General features: G+C 53.5%; 12 protein-coding genes and 1 pseudogene. 12 read left to right on the forward strand and 1 reads right to left on the reverse strand.

All coding sequences use genetic code 11. The annotated features are described in order from the left end of the window. Nucleotides 1-455: 455 nt before the first annotated feature. The 11 genes and pseudogenes from EKM99_RS16155 to EKM99_RS06965 form a co-directional block, all read left to right on the forward strand. Nucleotides 456-503: pseudogene (locus tag EKM99_RS16155) on the forward strand (hypothetical protein); the annotation flags it as partial. Between the two features lie 12 nt (nucleotides 504-515). Further along, nucleotides 516-782: a hypothetical protein gene (locus tag EKM99_RS06920; RefSeq protein ID WP_404819777.1), complete on the forward strand. Its 267-nt coding sequence runs from the start codon at nucleotides 516-518 to the stop codon at nucleotides 780-782. A 248-nt stretch (nucleotides 783-1030) separates the two neighbouring features. Beyond that, nucleotides 1031-1780, forward strand: coding sequence for a DeoR/GlpR family DNA-binding transcription regulator (locus tag EKM99_RS06925; RefSeq protein ID WP_125582218.1), 750 nt, complete (start codon nucleotides 1031-1033; stop codon nucleotides 1778-1780). Between the two features lie 140 nt (nucleotides 1781-1920). Beyond that, the gene (locus tag EKM99_RS06930) at nucleotides 1921-3021 is read left to right on the forward strand and encodes a glycerol dehydrogenase (protein WP_125582220.1); all 1101 of its coding nucleotides are present in this window, start codon (nucleotides 1921-1923) and stop codon (nucleotides 3019-3021) included. Nucleotides 3022-3186: 165 nt separating this feature from the next. Beyond that, nucleotides 3187-3594, forward strand: coding sequence for a hypothetical protein (locus EKM99_RS06935; protein ID WP_125582222.1), 408 nt, complete (start codon nucleotides 3187-3189; stop codon nucleotides 3592-3594). A 185-nt stretch (nucleotides 3595-3779) separates the two neighbouring features. After that, on the forward strand, nucleotides 3780-4649 hold the full coding sequence (locus tag EKM99_RS06940) for an NAD(P)H-binding protein (RefSeq protein WP_125582224.1): 870 nt from the start codon (nucleotides 3780-3782) through the stop codon (nucleotides 4647-4649). Nucleotides 4650-5389: 740 nt separating this feature from the next. Continuing rightward, nucleotides 5390-7276: a glycoside hydrolase family 2 TIM barrel-domain containing protein gene (locus EKM99_RS06945; protein ID WP_125582226.1), complete on the forward strand. Its 1887-nt coding sequence runs from the start codon at nucleotides 5390-5392 to the stop codon at nucleotides 7274-7276. Next, complete coding sequence (locus EKM99_RS06950) at nucleotides 7260-8219, forward strand: beta-galactosidase small subunit (RefSeq protein ID WP_125582228.1); 960 nt, start codon at nucleotides 7260-7262, stop codon at nucleotides 8217-8219. Before EKM99_RS06945 ends, EKM99_RS06950 begins: the two co-directional genes overlap by 17 nt. Before the next feature lie 534 nt (nucleotides 8220-8753). Further along, a complete protein-coding gene (spxB, locus tag EKM99_RS06955; RefSeq protein ID WP_164511549.1) occupies nucleotides 8754-10514 on the forward strand; it encodes a pyruvate oxidase in 1761 nt (586 codons plus the stop codon). A 156-nt stretch (nucleotides 10515-10670) separates the two neighbouring features. Further along, on the forward strand, nucleotides 10671-10940 hold the full coding sequence (locus tag EKM99_RS06960; RefSeq protein ID WP_125582232.1) for a hypothetical protein: 270 nt from the start codon (nucleotides 10671-10673) through the stop codon (nucleotides 10938-10940). After that, nucleotides 10940-11293 (forward strand): type II toxin-antitoxin system PemK/MazF family toxin, encoded by a 354-nt coding sequence (locus EKM99_RS06965; RefSeq protein ID WP_125582235.1) that lies wholly within the window; start codon nucleotides 10940-10942, stop codon nucleotides 11291-11293. Before EKM99_RS06960 ends, EKM99_RS06965 begins: the two co-directional genes overlap by 1 nt. A gap of 317 nt (nucleotides 11294-11610) precedes the next feature. Here EKM99_RS06965 and EKM99_RS06970 read toward each other — a convergent pair whose 3' ends face one another. Continuing rightward, on the reverse strand, nucleotides 11611-12612 hold the full coding sequence (locus EKM99_RS06970) for an NAD-dependent epimerase/dehydratase family protein (RefSeq protein ID WP_125582237.1): 1002 nt from the start codon (nucleotides 12610-12612) through the stop codon (nucleotides 11611-11613). Between the two features lie 96 nt (nucleotides 12613-12708). Here EKM99_RS06970 and EKM99_RS06975 point away from each other — a divergent pair, with 96 nt between their 5' ends. Next, complete coding sequence (locus EKM99_RS06975; RefSeq protein WP_125582239.1) at nucleotides 12709-13353, forward strand: TetR/AcrR family transcriptional regulator; 645 nt, start codon at nucleotides 12709-12711, stop codon at nucleotides 13351-13353. Nucleotides 13354-13426: the final 73 nt, after the last annotated feature.

Genomic DNA, 13426 nt, shown 5'->3' on the forward strand with positions numbered 1-13426 from the left:
TAACAAATTTTTGATAAATGGGAACCGGCTCCTTTCGAAAAATGTCTAAGGTTAAGTATACCTGAAACCGAGCTGAATTGCACCGAACTTATGTTCTTTTGGCAAACCCAGTGGGGATTCATTTAGAAAACGGGTCGCGTTAGTTCTCAGCAGTCATTACCGCGAGCCAGGGTGATGGCTTTTTTTGGCAGGCAAAACGCAGCCTTAACGTCAAGCACGCCCAACCGCTAAGCACCTGAAATAAGACATTTCCCCGCAGTTAACCCGGGTTATATTTGCCGGCAACGCCGCTAAAACCCGCGTTGACAACCAAATAGTCCGGGAAATTTTCCGTGGTGTTTGCTATGATTAAGGTGTTCATTCGGGGAGGAATGGTCATGGAAATTAGGGAACAACTTAAGCAACAGCGGGCACAACGGCACTGGTCGCAATAGGACCTGGCCGAGCGCCTACAGATCTCGCGGCAGTCCGTTTCAAAGTGGGAGCGGGGGACCGCGTTACCCAGTTTCGCCAACGTGGTCGCCATCAGTGACCTATTTGGCTTGTCAATTGATGAGCTGATTCGTGGGGACACCGAGCTCATGGACCAACTCACGGTGGCCGACGAGGAAGACGTTGGTCCGGTGGGGCGGGTCATTTACGGCGGCCTGTTTTGGGGTGTGATTGGCTTCTTGGCCACTTGGGCTTTGGGCCTGGATTACCAGGATACGGCGGCCTTGTTGCAACTACCAATTGTTTTGGTCTTTATTGCCTTACTGCTGACAATCTACGCCAACCAGTAACACCACCGGGCGCCGTTATCGCGGGCCGTGATCTGGTTGAGCATCGGCCTCATTGCGCTCATGGTCTTGCCACTGATTAGTGCGAATGTGGCAGCCATCGTTAAAGTTGTGCCGGGTGCCGCTCGGGCAGGCTGGCATGCCGGTGCTGGAAATTAACCCGGGTTATAAATTTCCCGTTCTGGTTATTTTGGCGTACACTTGATGGAAAGTCGAAAATAATTGCTTTCTATCGAAAGGAGCAGGTACTCATGGCCCACGAACGGCGGGAACAAATCATTCAAATCGTCAATCAGCAACGGAAGGTTGCGGTCACCGAACTAGCTCGGGCAACGGGGGTGTCACTGGTTACCATCCGCAAGGACCTGACTGAGTTGGAGGCGGAGGGCCTACTCATCCGGCAACATGGGGTTGCCATGATCAACAATCCCAACGACTTGAACTACCGGCTGGCTCAACACCACGCCCAGAAAACCCGCATCGCCCGGGCCGCCGCGGAGTTGGTCGCAGACAAGTCGACTATCATGATCGAGTCTGGCTCCGCGTGTGCCCTGTTAGCTGAAACGCTGGGCCAACAAGAAAAGCACGTGACCATCGTCACCAACTCGACCTACATTGCCAATTTGGCCGCCAGCTATCCGAACCTGACGCTCTTCGTTCTCGGCGGTCAGTACCAGCCCGAGTCACAGGTGACCGTGGGGGCGCTGACCAAGCAACTGCTGCAGTCCTTTCACGTGGAACAGCTCTTTGTCGGGACGGACGGCTTTGATCCCGCGGCAGGCTTCACCGGCGCCGACATCCAACGGACGGAAGTGGTTCAGGAGATGGCTCACCGTGCCGAGCAACTGATTGTCTTGACGGATGCCAGTAAGTTTAAACGGCCCAGTCTGATTCACCAGTTTTCACTGCCCGATGTCTCTACAGTTATCACGGATGATAGCGTGACGGCTGGGGTGATGATGGTGTTGCGTCATTTCAAAATAAATTTATTAATGGTCTAAGTCACTGATACCAAGTCCGCCAACGCCGACTTGGTATTTTTTTCACAATCAGGTCTTGAAAACGTTTGCAAAAGAAACTATACTTAGTTTCGTTAGAAACGTTACATAATCTTTTGCCTAATTTGAAAGGGGTTCGTGTCATGGAAAGTATTTTTGGGAGTCCCGCAACTTACGTTCAAGGAATTGGTGTCTTGTTTGATAGTGCCAAGTACATTCAGCGGTTAGGGTCGAAAGCCGTTCTGCTGGCGGATAGCGTGGTTTACGGTATCGTCGGGAACGATTACCTGGCTTACCTGAAGCAAAACGACATTGACGTGAAACAGGTGACCTTTAACGGGGAAGCCTCCGACAACGAAATCAAGCGAGTTGACGCCATCGGCAAGGAATTTGATACCGACATGATCATCGCCCTCGGTGGTGGGAAAACGCTCGACAGTGCCAAGGCGATTGCTGACGACCTGCACGTTCACGTGGCCGTTTTGCCAACGCTGGCCTCGACCGACGCGCCATGTTCACGGCTCTCCGTCCTCTACACGGATGACGGCGCCTTTGAAAAATACCGTTTCTATGACAAGAACCCTGACCTGGTACTGATCGATACCAAAGTGGTTGCCGGCGCGCCAGTTCGTTTGCTGGCTTCCGGGATCGCTGACGCCTTAGCGACCAACGTTGAAGCCAAAGCGGTGGCTAAGGGTGACAAGCAGACCATGTTGAATGGTCACCAGACCTTGGTCGGGAACGCCATCGGTTCCAAGTGTGAGGAAACCCTGTTCAAATACGGGATGGCGGCCATTGCTTCCGTGAAGGATCACGCCGTTACCAAGGCGCTCGACCACATTGTTGAGGCCAACACGTTGATGAGTGGTCTCGGCTTTGAAAGTGGTGGCCTGGCCGCTGCTCACGCCATTCACGACGGCTTGACCGCGCTGGATGGCCCCATTCACAGTCTGACGCACGGGGAAAAGGTGGCCTTCGGGACGCTGACCCAGCTGTTCCTGGAAGGTGCCGACCAAGAACGTTTTGAAAAATTCCTGAAGTTTGAGCTCGCCATTGGCATGCCAACCACCTTTAAAGATTTGAAGATTGAAGGGATCAGTGACGATGATCTCTTGAAGGTTGGGAAACAAGCCACGGCACCAGCTGACACCATGGGCCGGATGCCGTTTGAGGTGACGCCTTACGATGTGGCCCAAGCCATGAAGGGTGTCGACGCCTACAGTCGCCATTTCCAAGAAAAATAAACAGTGATTTGTGAAGGGTTCGATTAAAAGTCGAATCCTTTTTACTTGCCAACTATCGCGATAGTTAATAGCGGAAATTTTCAGCCGCACAGGGTATACTGTGGGCAGGAATCAGGTAATGTTAGCCACAACTGGTGAACAGACTATTTTTGGAGGACGAGCGCGATGCAAAAATGGGGACAAATCATGATCGTTGCCCTAACTACGGTGACGGTCGGCGGGGCAGCGGCAACAACGGCCCACGCGGCGACTTGGCACAAAGGCACGCCCAAGGCTTTACGGGGCAACTGGCAACGCAGCTACCGGGATCAAGGCACCAAGATTGTCATGCATTTCAAGGTTCAGGCGCAGACGATTCACCTGTCGCGGGTGAAATCAGCGGCGACGACCTGGACGAACCTGAGTTACCAAAAAGTTGGGAAGCACACCTACAAGTTGAAGGGTATTTACCAGAACGGCGAGTTGGTCGACAAGGACGCCCGCCTGCAAATCGTTCAGAAAAATCACAAAATTGAATTCAAAAACGCCTGGTCAAGCAAGTATGATTACCTAGGCTGGTATCACCAATCGTAGGTCGTCCATTTCAGAAATAGAGGTTGGGGGATCCGAAAAGAGCCTGGGGGAGTGTCATCCCAGACTCTTTTTCACAAGCTGCGTGCGCGGCGAGAAAAATTAAAAAGACAAACTTGTTGCTTTTAAAGTCACAACCAGTTATGATAATCTGCAACTTAGAAAATAAGAGAAGGAGATAATCAATTATGAAATACGCAATTTCTGCTGCGACCGGGCGCTTCGGTCAGCTTGTCATTCAGGACCTCCGTAAAATTGTGGATATCAGCGATATCGTTGCCATTGTCCGCGATGTCGAGAAGGCTCAACGTGTCTTGCCTGAGGACATCACCATTCGCCAAGCCGACTACACCGACGAAGCCGCCCTGCAACACGCCTTGCGTGGGATTGACCGGTTACTCTTCATCTCGTCGGTTCCCGGTGGGGAGGTCCCGCGCCAGCAGCAACACGCTAACGTGGTCCAAGCCGCGCAAAAGGCGGGCGTGGGCTTCGTTGCCTACACCAGTTTTGCCCACGCCGATACCGCTCAGTCGCCGCTGTCCAAGGACCACGTCGCCACGGAACAATTATTACGCGACAGTGGGCTCAAGGTCAGCTTCCTGCGCAACGCGTGGTATTTGGAAAATGAATTAAGCTATCTGCAGGCTGCCGCACAGGGCCAAGACGCCGTTTACGCGGCGGGCCGGGGTAAAATTAGCTTCGCCCTCGAACGTGAATACGCCGAGGCCGCTGCCCGGGTCATGACACTGGTTGCACCTAAGGCCGTGTACGAATTTGGCGGCGAACCCCGGACCTACGCGGATCTAGCCGAAACATTGAGCGCGCTGACGGGAAAGTCCTTCACCTTTAAGAGCGTGGATGACGCGACCTACCGTGCCGCCATGCAGGCAGCCGGCTTGGGGCCAGAGCTGATTGGCGTGCTAACGGCCATGCAGGATATGATGCGGGCCGGCGAGCTGGACGTCACGTCGACTGACTTGCCCGACGTGCTGGGCCGGCCGTTGTCGACGCTCCCCGATGCGCTGCATGAGGTTCTCCAGGCCCACGCTGGCGCTTAACGCGCTGGTGAAAATGAGATCGGATCGGCGCTGGCCGCCTTCTTGCCAAATTGGCTGGGGCTGGTCACCTGCGGCTTCCAGGGAGCTCCGCCTGCTATGGGGCCGGTTCCAGCCAAAGAACGGGCTTCCACCTCGACTTGAAGCCACGAAGTACGCGTGTCTCCAAGGTCGTCCCACGGAGTAGGCCGGGCAAATACCCCGACCAACACCGTCGACACAGCTGGCTCCGTCCCTGGCTTCCTCCGGTTAACGTTGCTGGGCGAATTTGACCGAGCGGAGTCACTGACACATTGCATTCAAAACGGCGCAGTCACCATCTACAGCAGATGGTTGGCTGCGCTTTTACTTGTGTGGCGTCAATTGAGGCCATTTAGTGACTCATGATTATTGGCCAAGAGCTAGTGACTACAACTAGACTGCCACGTGAAGGTGAGTCATCCAATCTAAACGGGCTAACGCCATGTAAGCCGCAGGGCTGGCGCAAATGAGCCAAGCCGTGGGAATTGCCTTAGCGGCGCACTTGGCCGGTTAGGCAATTGGTATCTTTGAGCCGCAGGCGGCTCAAAGTAAGTCTGGAGACCGCCTTTTGGCTCCAGACGGCCGCCCACAGCGGTCCGGTCTCATTTGCGCCAGCCCGGAGGCACTGCTAGCAAGCAACATTACCCGCCTTCTTCACTGGCATCTGGCCGTATCTGTTGTATAATAACCAATGTAAGCGTTTTAAAAAAGGAGGAAGACTTTTGAAAGCAGAAATTTCATGGCTGGATGATCCCCAGACCTTTCGGGTCAACCAGTTACCCGCTCACAGCGACCACCGCGGTTACGCCACGATTGCTGAAGCCGCTGCACAACAGAGTAGTCTGGTCCAAAGCCTCGATGGCACCTGGGAATTTGCCTTTGCGCAGGATCCCCAGCACCGTCCCGTGGGCTTCTATGAACCCGATTACGACCGTTCTGACTTCGATCGGTTAGCCGTTCCGGGCCACATTGAACTCGCCGGTTACGGCCAGATTCAGTACATCAACACGGCCTATCCTTGGGAGGGCAAGCATTACCGCCGGCCCGCCTACAGTATGGGCGCCGACCATCCCGAAAAAGGTATGTTCAGTACCGACCCCGAGAATACGGTCGGGGCTTACGTCAAACACTTTACGCTGAACTCCGAGTTGGAAAATCAGCGCATCAGCGTTGAATTTGATGGGGTCGAACAGGCGATGTTCCTCTGGCTAAATGGCCATTTCGTCGGTTACGCCGAAGACAGTTTCAGCCGTGCCGAGTTTGACCTGACGCCTGACCTGCAAGCTGGCGACAACGTGCTAGCCGTTGAGGTCTTTAAGCACAGCACGGCCGCCTTCCTCGAGGATCAGGACATGTTCCGCTTCTCCGGGATTTTCCGCAGCGTGCGCCTGGTTGCCAAGCCAGCGCTCCACGTCGAGGACCTGACGATTCGTGCCGGGGTCGACGATGCGTTTACCACGGGTGAGCTGAAATTAGCGCTCCAACTGTCCGCCGCCGACCAACTTACGGGTTCCGTGAACGTCAACTTGCTTGACGCCAGCGGTCAATCCGTCTGGACGACGGCCGTCACCGCCGCAGTCGACCTCAACCTCGCCACGACCGTGAACCACGTCCACCTCTGGAACCACCACGACCCGTACCTCTACCAGCTCCAAATCGAACTGCGCGACGCTGCGGGCAAACTGGTTGAAGTCGTCCCTTACCAGGTTGGTTTCCGCCGGATTGAACTGAAAAATAAAATTATGCAACTCAACGGTCAACGTCTGGTCATCAACGGCGTCAACCGCCACGAGTGGGATGCCCACCGCGGCCGGGCCGTGACCGCCGCCGACATGGCCCACGACATGCAAGTCTTTCACGACAATCACATCAACGCCGTGCGGACCTGCCACTACCCGGACCAGGACGCGTGGTACCACCTTTGCGACCATAACGGCATTTATATGATGGCCGAAAATAATTTGGAAACCCACGGCACTTGGCAAAAAATGGGGGCCGTTGAGCCCTCCTACAACGTGCCGGGCAGCCTGCCACAGTGGCAATTAGCCGTCCTCGACCGCGCCAAGAGCAACTACGAAATGTTCAAGAATCACCCCGCCGTTTTATTCTGGTCACTGGGCAACGAATCCTACGCCGGCGATGACATTGCGGCGATGGACAAGTTCTACCACGACGTTGACCCCACGCGGCTGACCCACTACGAAGGCGTTTGCCGGAACCGGGTCTATGCGGACCGCATTTCCGATATGGAAAGCATGATGTACGATCCACCGCGCGCCATCGCCGATTACCTGGAAAATGATCCCGACAAGCCGTTCGTCAACTGTGAATACATGCACGACATGGGCAACTCCATCGGGGGCATGAACAGTTACATCGACTTGATTGATAAGTACCCAATGTATCAGGGCGGCTTCATTTGGGATTACATTGACCAGGCGCTCTGGACCAAGGATGACGTGACCGGACAAGCCGTTCTCCGCTACGGTGGGGACTTTGACGACCGGCACTCCGACTACGAATTCTCCGGTGACGGCCTGCTCTTTGCCGACCGGACACCGAAGCCAGCATTACAGGAGGTGGACTACTACTATGGCCAACACGACTAAATTAAACGTGATTTACGGCGACGTGACCCTGGGGCTCAGCGGTCCCGGGTTTCACTACATTTTTGCTTACGACCGGGGCGGCCTTGAGTCGCTGGTGCGCTTTGGCAAGGAGTGGCTGTACCGGACGCCGAAACCGGCTTTCTGGCGCGCGACCACCGATAACGACCGCGGTAACGGCTTTTCGACCACTTCCGCGGCGTGGTTAGGGGCCGACATGTTTAGCACCTGCACCCAAATCGACGTGGCGGTTGATGGCCAAGCGATTCCACTGCCGATTGCGCCGGAAAATAATAAATATTCTGATCACGAAACGGCAACGACCGTGGCGATTACCTTTACCTACACCACGACGACCGTGCCTGCCACGACGGTCACGGTGCAATACGTGGTGAGCGCGGATGGCCAAATGACCGTTAACACCCACTACAACGGGGTCGCCAGCTTACCAGAGTTGCCCGTCTTGGGGTTGCGGTTCGTGATGCCAACCACGGCGACCGGCTTTGACTACCAGGGCCTTTCGGGCGAAACGTATCCCGACCGGATGGCTGGCGGCAAGCCCGGCACTTACCACGTGGCCGGCCTGCCCGTGACGCCGTACATGGTGCCCCAGGAATGCGGCATGCACATGGCCAACGACTGGGTCAAAGTGACCCGGGCGACGACGCAAAATAACGCCGACCCCGACCACCAACCGTTCAGTCTGACGGTTCGGGAAAATGGCCAACCGTTCGCCTTTAGCTGCCTGCCCTATACTCCCGAGGAATTGGAAAATGCCACGCACCTGGAAGAATTACCAGCTGCCCGTCGCACCGTCTTGACAGTTTACGGGGCAACCCGTGGTGTCGGCGGCATCGACAGTTGGGGCGCCGACGTCGAACCGCAGTACCACGTTGCGGGGGATGTCGACCACGACTTCAGCTTTGTGATTGCTGGCGTGGACTGATGGGTCACAGCTTTAGCATCTTCTATAGGTAATATTAGTTAATTAATAATACAAGACTCAAATGACTATCAATTATGATAATTGTTTGAGCCTTGTTTGTGTTCCACGGATAGATTGTAATGATGATGATTGCTAATTAAAAAAAGCACAGTTGTTTTTGATAATTAAAACACTATTTTAATAATAAACGGCAGACTGATAATTAATCTGTGCTTCAAATACGCTGGATAGCCCCAAAAGGAGAAGATAACATGAGGTGAAGCGGAAAAGACCGTCTCGACGGTCAACGTAGCTACTGAGACCAAGCTGAGAGCGGATGAAGTGGTCGGTCAGTTACCCGGGAAGTGCGTAATACCGGGCTTTTTCGTTCCCATTAAAAGGGCCGGGCAACTGTGAAAATAATCACTAACAAAAAGTAAGTAAAGATACTGGCTTTTCCCCCACACCTGGACTATGCTGTAACCTGTTAAGAGAATTTGAGGCATTTCGACCAGCATTGTTAGCCGCAATGACCATTAAGGAGCGCGAGTAATTATGACCAAAATGATTGCAGGACAAGCGTTAGTTAAGGTTTTGGAAGCCTGGGACGTGAACCACATTTATGGAATTCCCGGGGGTTCAATTAATCATACCGTAGAAGGTCTGTATTTAGAAAAGGATCAGATCGCCTATATCCAGGTCCGTCACGAAGAGGTTGGCGCACTCGCCGCCGCGGCTGACGCGAAGTTCACGGGCAAGATTGGTGTCGCCTTTGGGTCCGCGGGCCCTGGCGCCACGCACCTCTTCAACGGGCTATACGATGCCAAAATGGACCACGTGCCCATGCTGGCGCTGGTCGGCCAAGTGCCCCAGTCCGCGATGAACACGAACTATTTCCAGGAAATGGACGAGACGCCAATGTTCAGTGACGTTGCGGTCTACAACCGGACGGCCACCACGGCGGAACAGCTGCCATACGTGGTCAACCAAGCCATTCGTGAAGCTTACCGCCAAAAGGGGCCAGCCGTCGTCATCATTCCGGAAGACTTAGCGGCCACCGAAATTGATTACGAACCCGTGAAGACGCCCAACGTGGTGGCGAACACGTTTACCGAAACCATCGATTCCACTGCCGTGAGTGCCACCCTGGACTTACTGAAGGCGGCCAAGCACCCGTTGATCTATGCGGGCCGCGGCTTGCTGGGGGCACGTGACGAGCTGGTTAAATTCAGTGAGCAGTTCAACGTGCCCGTCATCAACACGGTTCCGGCGACCGGTGTGATTCCGACCGATCATCCTAACGCCATTGGCACGTTTGGTCGGCTCGGGTCCAAGTCGGGCTTTGAAGCCCTGCAACACACCGATTTGATTCTCTTCCTGGGCTCCGAATTTCCATTCGCCCAGTTCTGGCCAAAGAATATTAAAATCATTCAAGTCAACGATAATTCATTTGATATTGGTAAAATGGTGCCGGTCGACTACGCCGTGATCGGGGATGCCAAGAGTTACCTTCAGGCCATGATTGCCACGGGTGAAACGCTGCCCGCAACCGACTGGCTCAAGGCCAACCAGCAAAATAAAGCCAACTGGAATCAGTGGCTCGACCAACTTGCTGGCGACGACAGTCACGGGTTGGCGCCCGAGGCTGTGACCAAAAAGATTGCGTCAATGGTTGGTCCCAAGGATACGTACGGGGTCGATACCGGCAACGTTTCCGAATGGGCGGTCCGGGGCCTGCCGATGAATCAGCAGCAGCGCTTCGCCTTGTCCGGGTTATTTGCGACGATGGGCTATGGCCTGCCAGCCGGGTTAGCCGGGGCGTTGAGCGTGCCCGACGCCCAGTCCTGGTCGCTGTCCGGTGACGGTGGCTTCGCGATGGTCGCACCCGACATCATCACGGAAGCCCGTTACCAGTTGCCCGTCATCAACGTGGTCTTTAGTAACCGGCGTTTCGGCTTCATTTACCGCGAACAGGTCGACACCAAGCAACACCTGTACGGGGTCGATTTGACCGACGCGGACTGGGCTAAAGTTGGTGAAGGCCTTGGTGCGATTGGTTTTACGGTCACCAACAATGAAGAAGTCGAAACGGTCTTTGATCAAATCAAGGACCTGCAGGCCAAGGGCAATCGCAAGCCAATCGTGGTCAACGCCGTCATCAAAGACGACGACCCAATCGGCACGGCCTTCATGCCACTGGACGCCAAGCTCTACGGCCAAGACGCCGTGGACGCCTACGCCAAGAAAAATCACATTGATTTGACCCAACAACCTGCTTTAGGTGAGTTGTTACGGGCTAAGGGTGATAATCTTTAATTAATGGATTAGAAAAAATGCGAGCCGTTTAGGTGCTCGCATTTTTTATTGACGTGAGGATTTTGAAAATTGTTCATTGTCATTAATCTGTCGAGTGTTATTACTTGTGAGTACAGAGTAGTACGTATATACTGGTACTTACAGGAGGCGAGACCAATGGCAGCAAATAATCCACGAGTTCTCGGGGAATTTACAACTCGAAAAACGGGGAATTCATTATCATTAACTGTACCAGTGGGCTCTGGTATTTCAGAAGGCCAAAGGTACCTACTAATGATGGAGGAGGATGGTACCCTGATTTACAAAGTGCAAGATGATAATCCATGGTTGAATGGGGATTATAGTGATATTGACTTTCGGGCAGAGATGGATGACGTTGGAAATTATGGCGTTGAGCGTCCAGTAGGTAAGGAGCGGCAAGACTAATGAGTCCCAAACAGGGTGATTTAATTTTCATCGATGCTGAACCACATGTTGGTCACGAAGAGGGTGGCCACAGTCCACAAACGGGAAATATTCGGCGGCCGATGGTTGTTATTTCAAATAATGGCTATAATTTGTCGATGGGGATGGTTGTGTGCATGCCAATTACTTCAAAGATTAAGACGGATGAAAGAATTTATTCACCGATTGTGGATCATGATAGCGGTATTAGCGGTTCAATTATTACTTATCAAGTACCCAATTATGATTTCAATGCCCGACACGGTGAAATTGTTGGACACATTCATGCAAAACTATTAAATGAGCTGCTACAAAAAGTTAAAAGAATTTTTTAGTATGCGTGATGTAATTAATGAGGTAGTAAAGTCTATGTGGAAATTTCCAACCCGAGCATCTAAAAGGACTATTCCGAAATTAGCCGGTAAGATCAGTAAAATGGCGGTGAATATCCAAAGATTCCAAAGCTAACAACTACTGTGTCGCAAGATATGTGAGCGACAAGCCTCTGAATCCATTCAGGGGGAATTGACGCATACGCAGAGAAGTAATATTAACAATTCTAAGGTGTTTGGAGCTCAAAAGAAAAGAGATGTTAATTGTCGATTTTGTGACAATTAACATCTCTTACTATTTTAAATCCTATTTCCCCAGATTATTTCACCAGCCCCAGGTTAACCAACCGCTCGCCAGCGGCCAAGACGGTTTCTGCCGGGGTGTGTTGTGTCCAGCCCAGGTCGGTTTCGGCGGCCGCCGTACTGTGGTGGTAGCGCCGGTCCAGCATGGGAACCAAGGTGCGTAAACTTGGCATTGGTTTTGCCAGTAACCGGGTTGCCCAGTTAGGCATTGCCCGCGCGTGTAAATGCAGCTGAGAGAAGTGCTGTTGATACAGTCGCGCCACGGCCAGCATCGTCAGCGTCTGTGAGGCGGCTAAGTAGCGGTGGCCAATCGCGGCGGGCTGTGCAAAGGCTAGCCGGTGCAGGACGGCCAGATCCCGGACGTCGCTAATTTCTAACGGCACCTTGGGGATGGCCGGTTGGCCCTTGAGCAGTTGCAACAGGATGCGATTCGAGCTGAGGTTGTCAGTCATCACGGGACCGAAGATGGCGCCGGGCAGGATGGTCGTCAGCTCCAGTTGGTGTTCCTTGGCAAACGCCCACGCCGCCTGTTCCGCTTTCACCTTGGAAATCCGGTAGGGGTCTAGTTCGGGATTGGCCGGGTCCGTCCAGAAACTCTCGTCCAGCGTGCCAGTCGCGTGACTATCCGGCGTGGAAACGGCTTGGGAGCTAGTCATCACGATGCGTTTCACACCAGCATTGGCCGCTGCCTGAAAGACGTTGCGGACCCCATCGCGGGCGATTTCCACCAACTCTGCGGTGGATTCCGTGCCGTGACCCAGTGGGGAGGCGACGTGAATCACGCCGTCAGCGCCCGCCATGGCATCTTCCCAGCCAGCGGCACTGGTCAAGTCGGCCGTGAAGAAGGTCAGGTTGGCAAGTTGGTCGGCGGTGACGTAGCGACTCATCCCCGCCTTGATGGCGTCGGCCTTGCTCAGGGAGCGGAGGCTGGCCGCAACCGCGTAACCGTGTGTTAACAAGTCAGTCATCACCCAGGTGGCAACGAAACCGGAGCCGCCGGAAACAATCAATTTTTTCATCAGGAAAACCTCTATTCGTTTTATTTAGACAAATAATACTCTAGGTTGTCTAAAACGTCAAGAAATGTTATCCTAGATTCAGAGGAGTTGACCAGTATGATCAATCAAAAAGACCTAACCATCAAGCTTAATCACATTATTTTAATCGAAGGATTTCAAAAACTATCCATGAGTAAATTAGCCACGGCGGTGGGCATCAGCCGGGCCAGTCTCTACCTGTATTTTAAAAATAAGGACGAAATCGTCCAAGCCGTCGTCGACCGCCACCTGAAATTTATCGCGGAGCACCCGGTGCCTAAGCAGTTCTCGCCGACGACCTTCCTGCCAATTTGGTTGGATTCCCTCCTATTAATGGGGTCCACAACGGACTTGTTTATGGCCGACCTGCGCAAGGGCTACCCGGAGCTGTTCCAAACGCTGAGCGCGGCCTACCAAGGCTACTTTGCGCAGTTGGCGGTTTACGTGGGCCAGGGGCAGGCCAGTCATTTCTTCCTCGACCTCTACTCAGTTGACTTCGTCTTATTTCAAGCCCAAACGTTGGTGCAGGGGGTCTTGCGCCAGGTGCAGGGTCGCCAATTATCCCTGGACCACGCTGGCAAATATTTGGAAGACACCTTGCATTTCCAGTTGGCGGGCCTGTTGCCACGACGGAGCCAGGAACAACTCGACGAACAGCAGATCGCCGGCTTTGAAGCGACCGTGTTACGCGAGTTCCGGGAGACTTACGCGTTGATTGGGTAAGTGAGAGTAAAAGGGCGGCTGTGAATTTTAATCACTGATTTAAGCTAAGAGGAGTCTTCTGTGTAGGCGATTC

The sequence above is a fragment of the Levilactobacillus cerevisiae genome, from assembly GCF_003946245.1.
GTDB lineage: Bacteria > Bacillota > Bacilli > Lactobacillales > Lactobacillaceae > Levilactobacillus > Levilactobacillus cerevisiae.

Coding starts and splice junctions, on each gene's coding strand:
- EKM99_RS06925 (WP_125582218.1), top strand. CDS start 1,031: ATGGCCCACGAACGGCGGGAACAAATCATTCAAATCGTCAATCAGCAA.
- EKM99_RS06930 (WP_125582220.1), top strand. CDS start 1,921: ATGGAAAGTATTTTTGGGAGTCCCGCAACTTACGTTCAAGGAATTGGT.
- EKM99_RS06935 (WP_125582222.1), top strand. CDS start 3,187: ATGCAAAAATGGGGACAAATCATGATCGTTGCCCTAACTACGGTGACG.
- EKM99_RS06940 (WP_125582224.1), top strand. CDS start 3,780: ATGAAATACGCAATTTCTGCTGCGACCGGGCGCTTCGGTCAGCTTGTC.
- EKM99_RS06950 (WP_125582228.1), top strand. CDS start 7,260: ATGGCCAACACGACTAAATTAAACGTGATTTACGGCGACGTGACCCTG.
- spxB (WP_164511549.1), top strand. CDS start 8,754: ATGACCAAAATGATTGCAGGACAAGCGTTAGTTAAGGTTTTGGAAGCC.
- EKM99_RS06960 (WP_125582232.1), top strand. CDS start 10,671: ATGGCAGCAAATAATCCACGAGTTCTCGGGGAATTTACAACTCGAAAA.
- EKM99_RS06965 (WP_125582235.1), top strand. CDS start 10,940: ATGAGTCCCAAACAGGGTGATTTAATTTTCATCGATGCTGAACCACAT.
- EKM99_RS06970 (WP_125582237.1), bottom strand. CDS start 12,612: ATGAAAAAATTGATTGTTTCCGGCGGCTCCGGTTTCGTTGCCACCTGG.
- EKM99_RS06975 (WP_125582239.1), top strand. CDS start 12,709: ATGATCAATCAAAAAGACCTAACCATCAAGCTTAATCACATTATTTTA.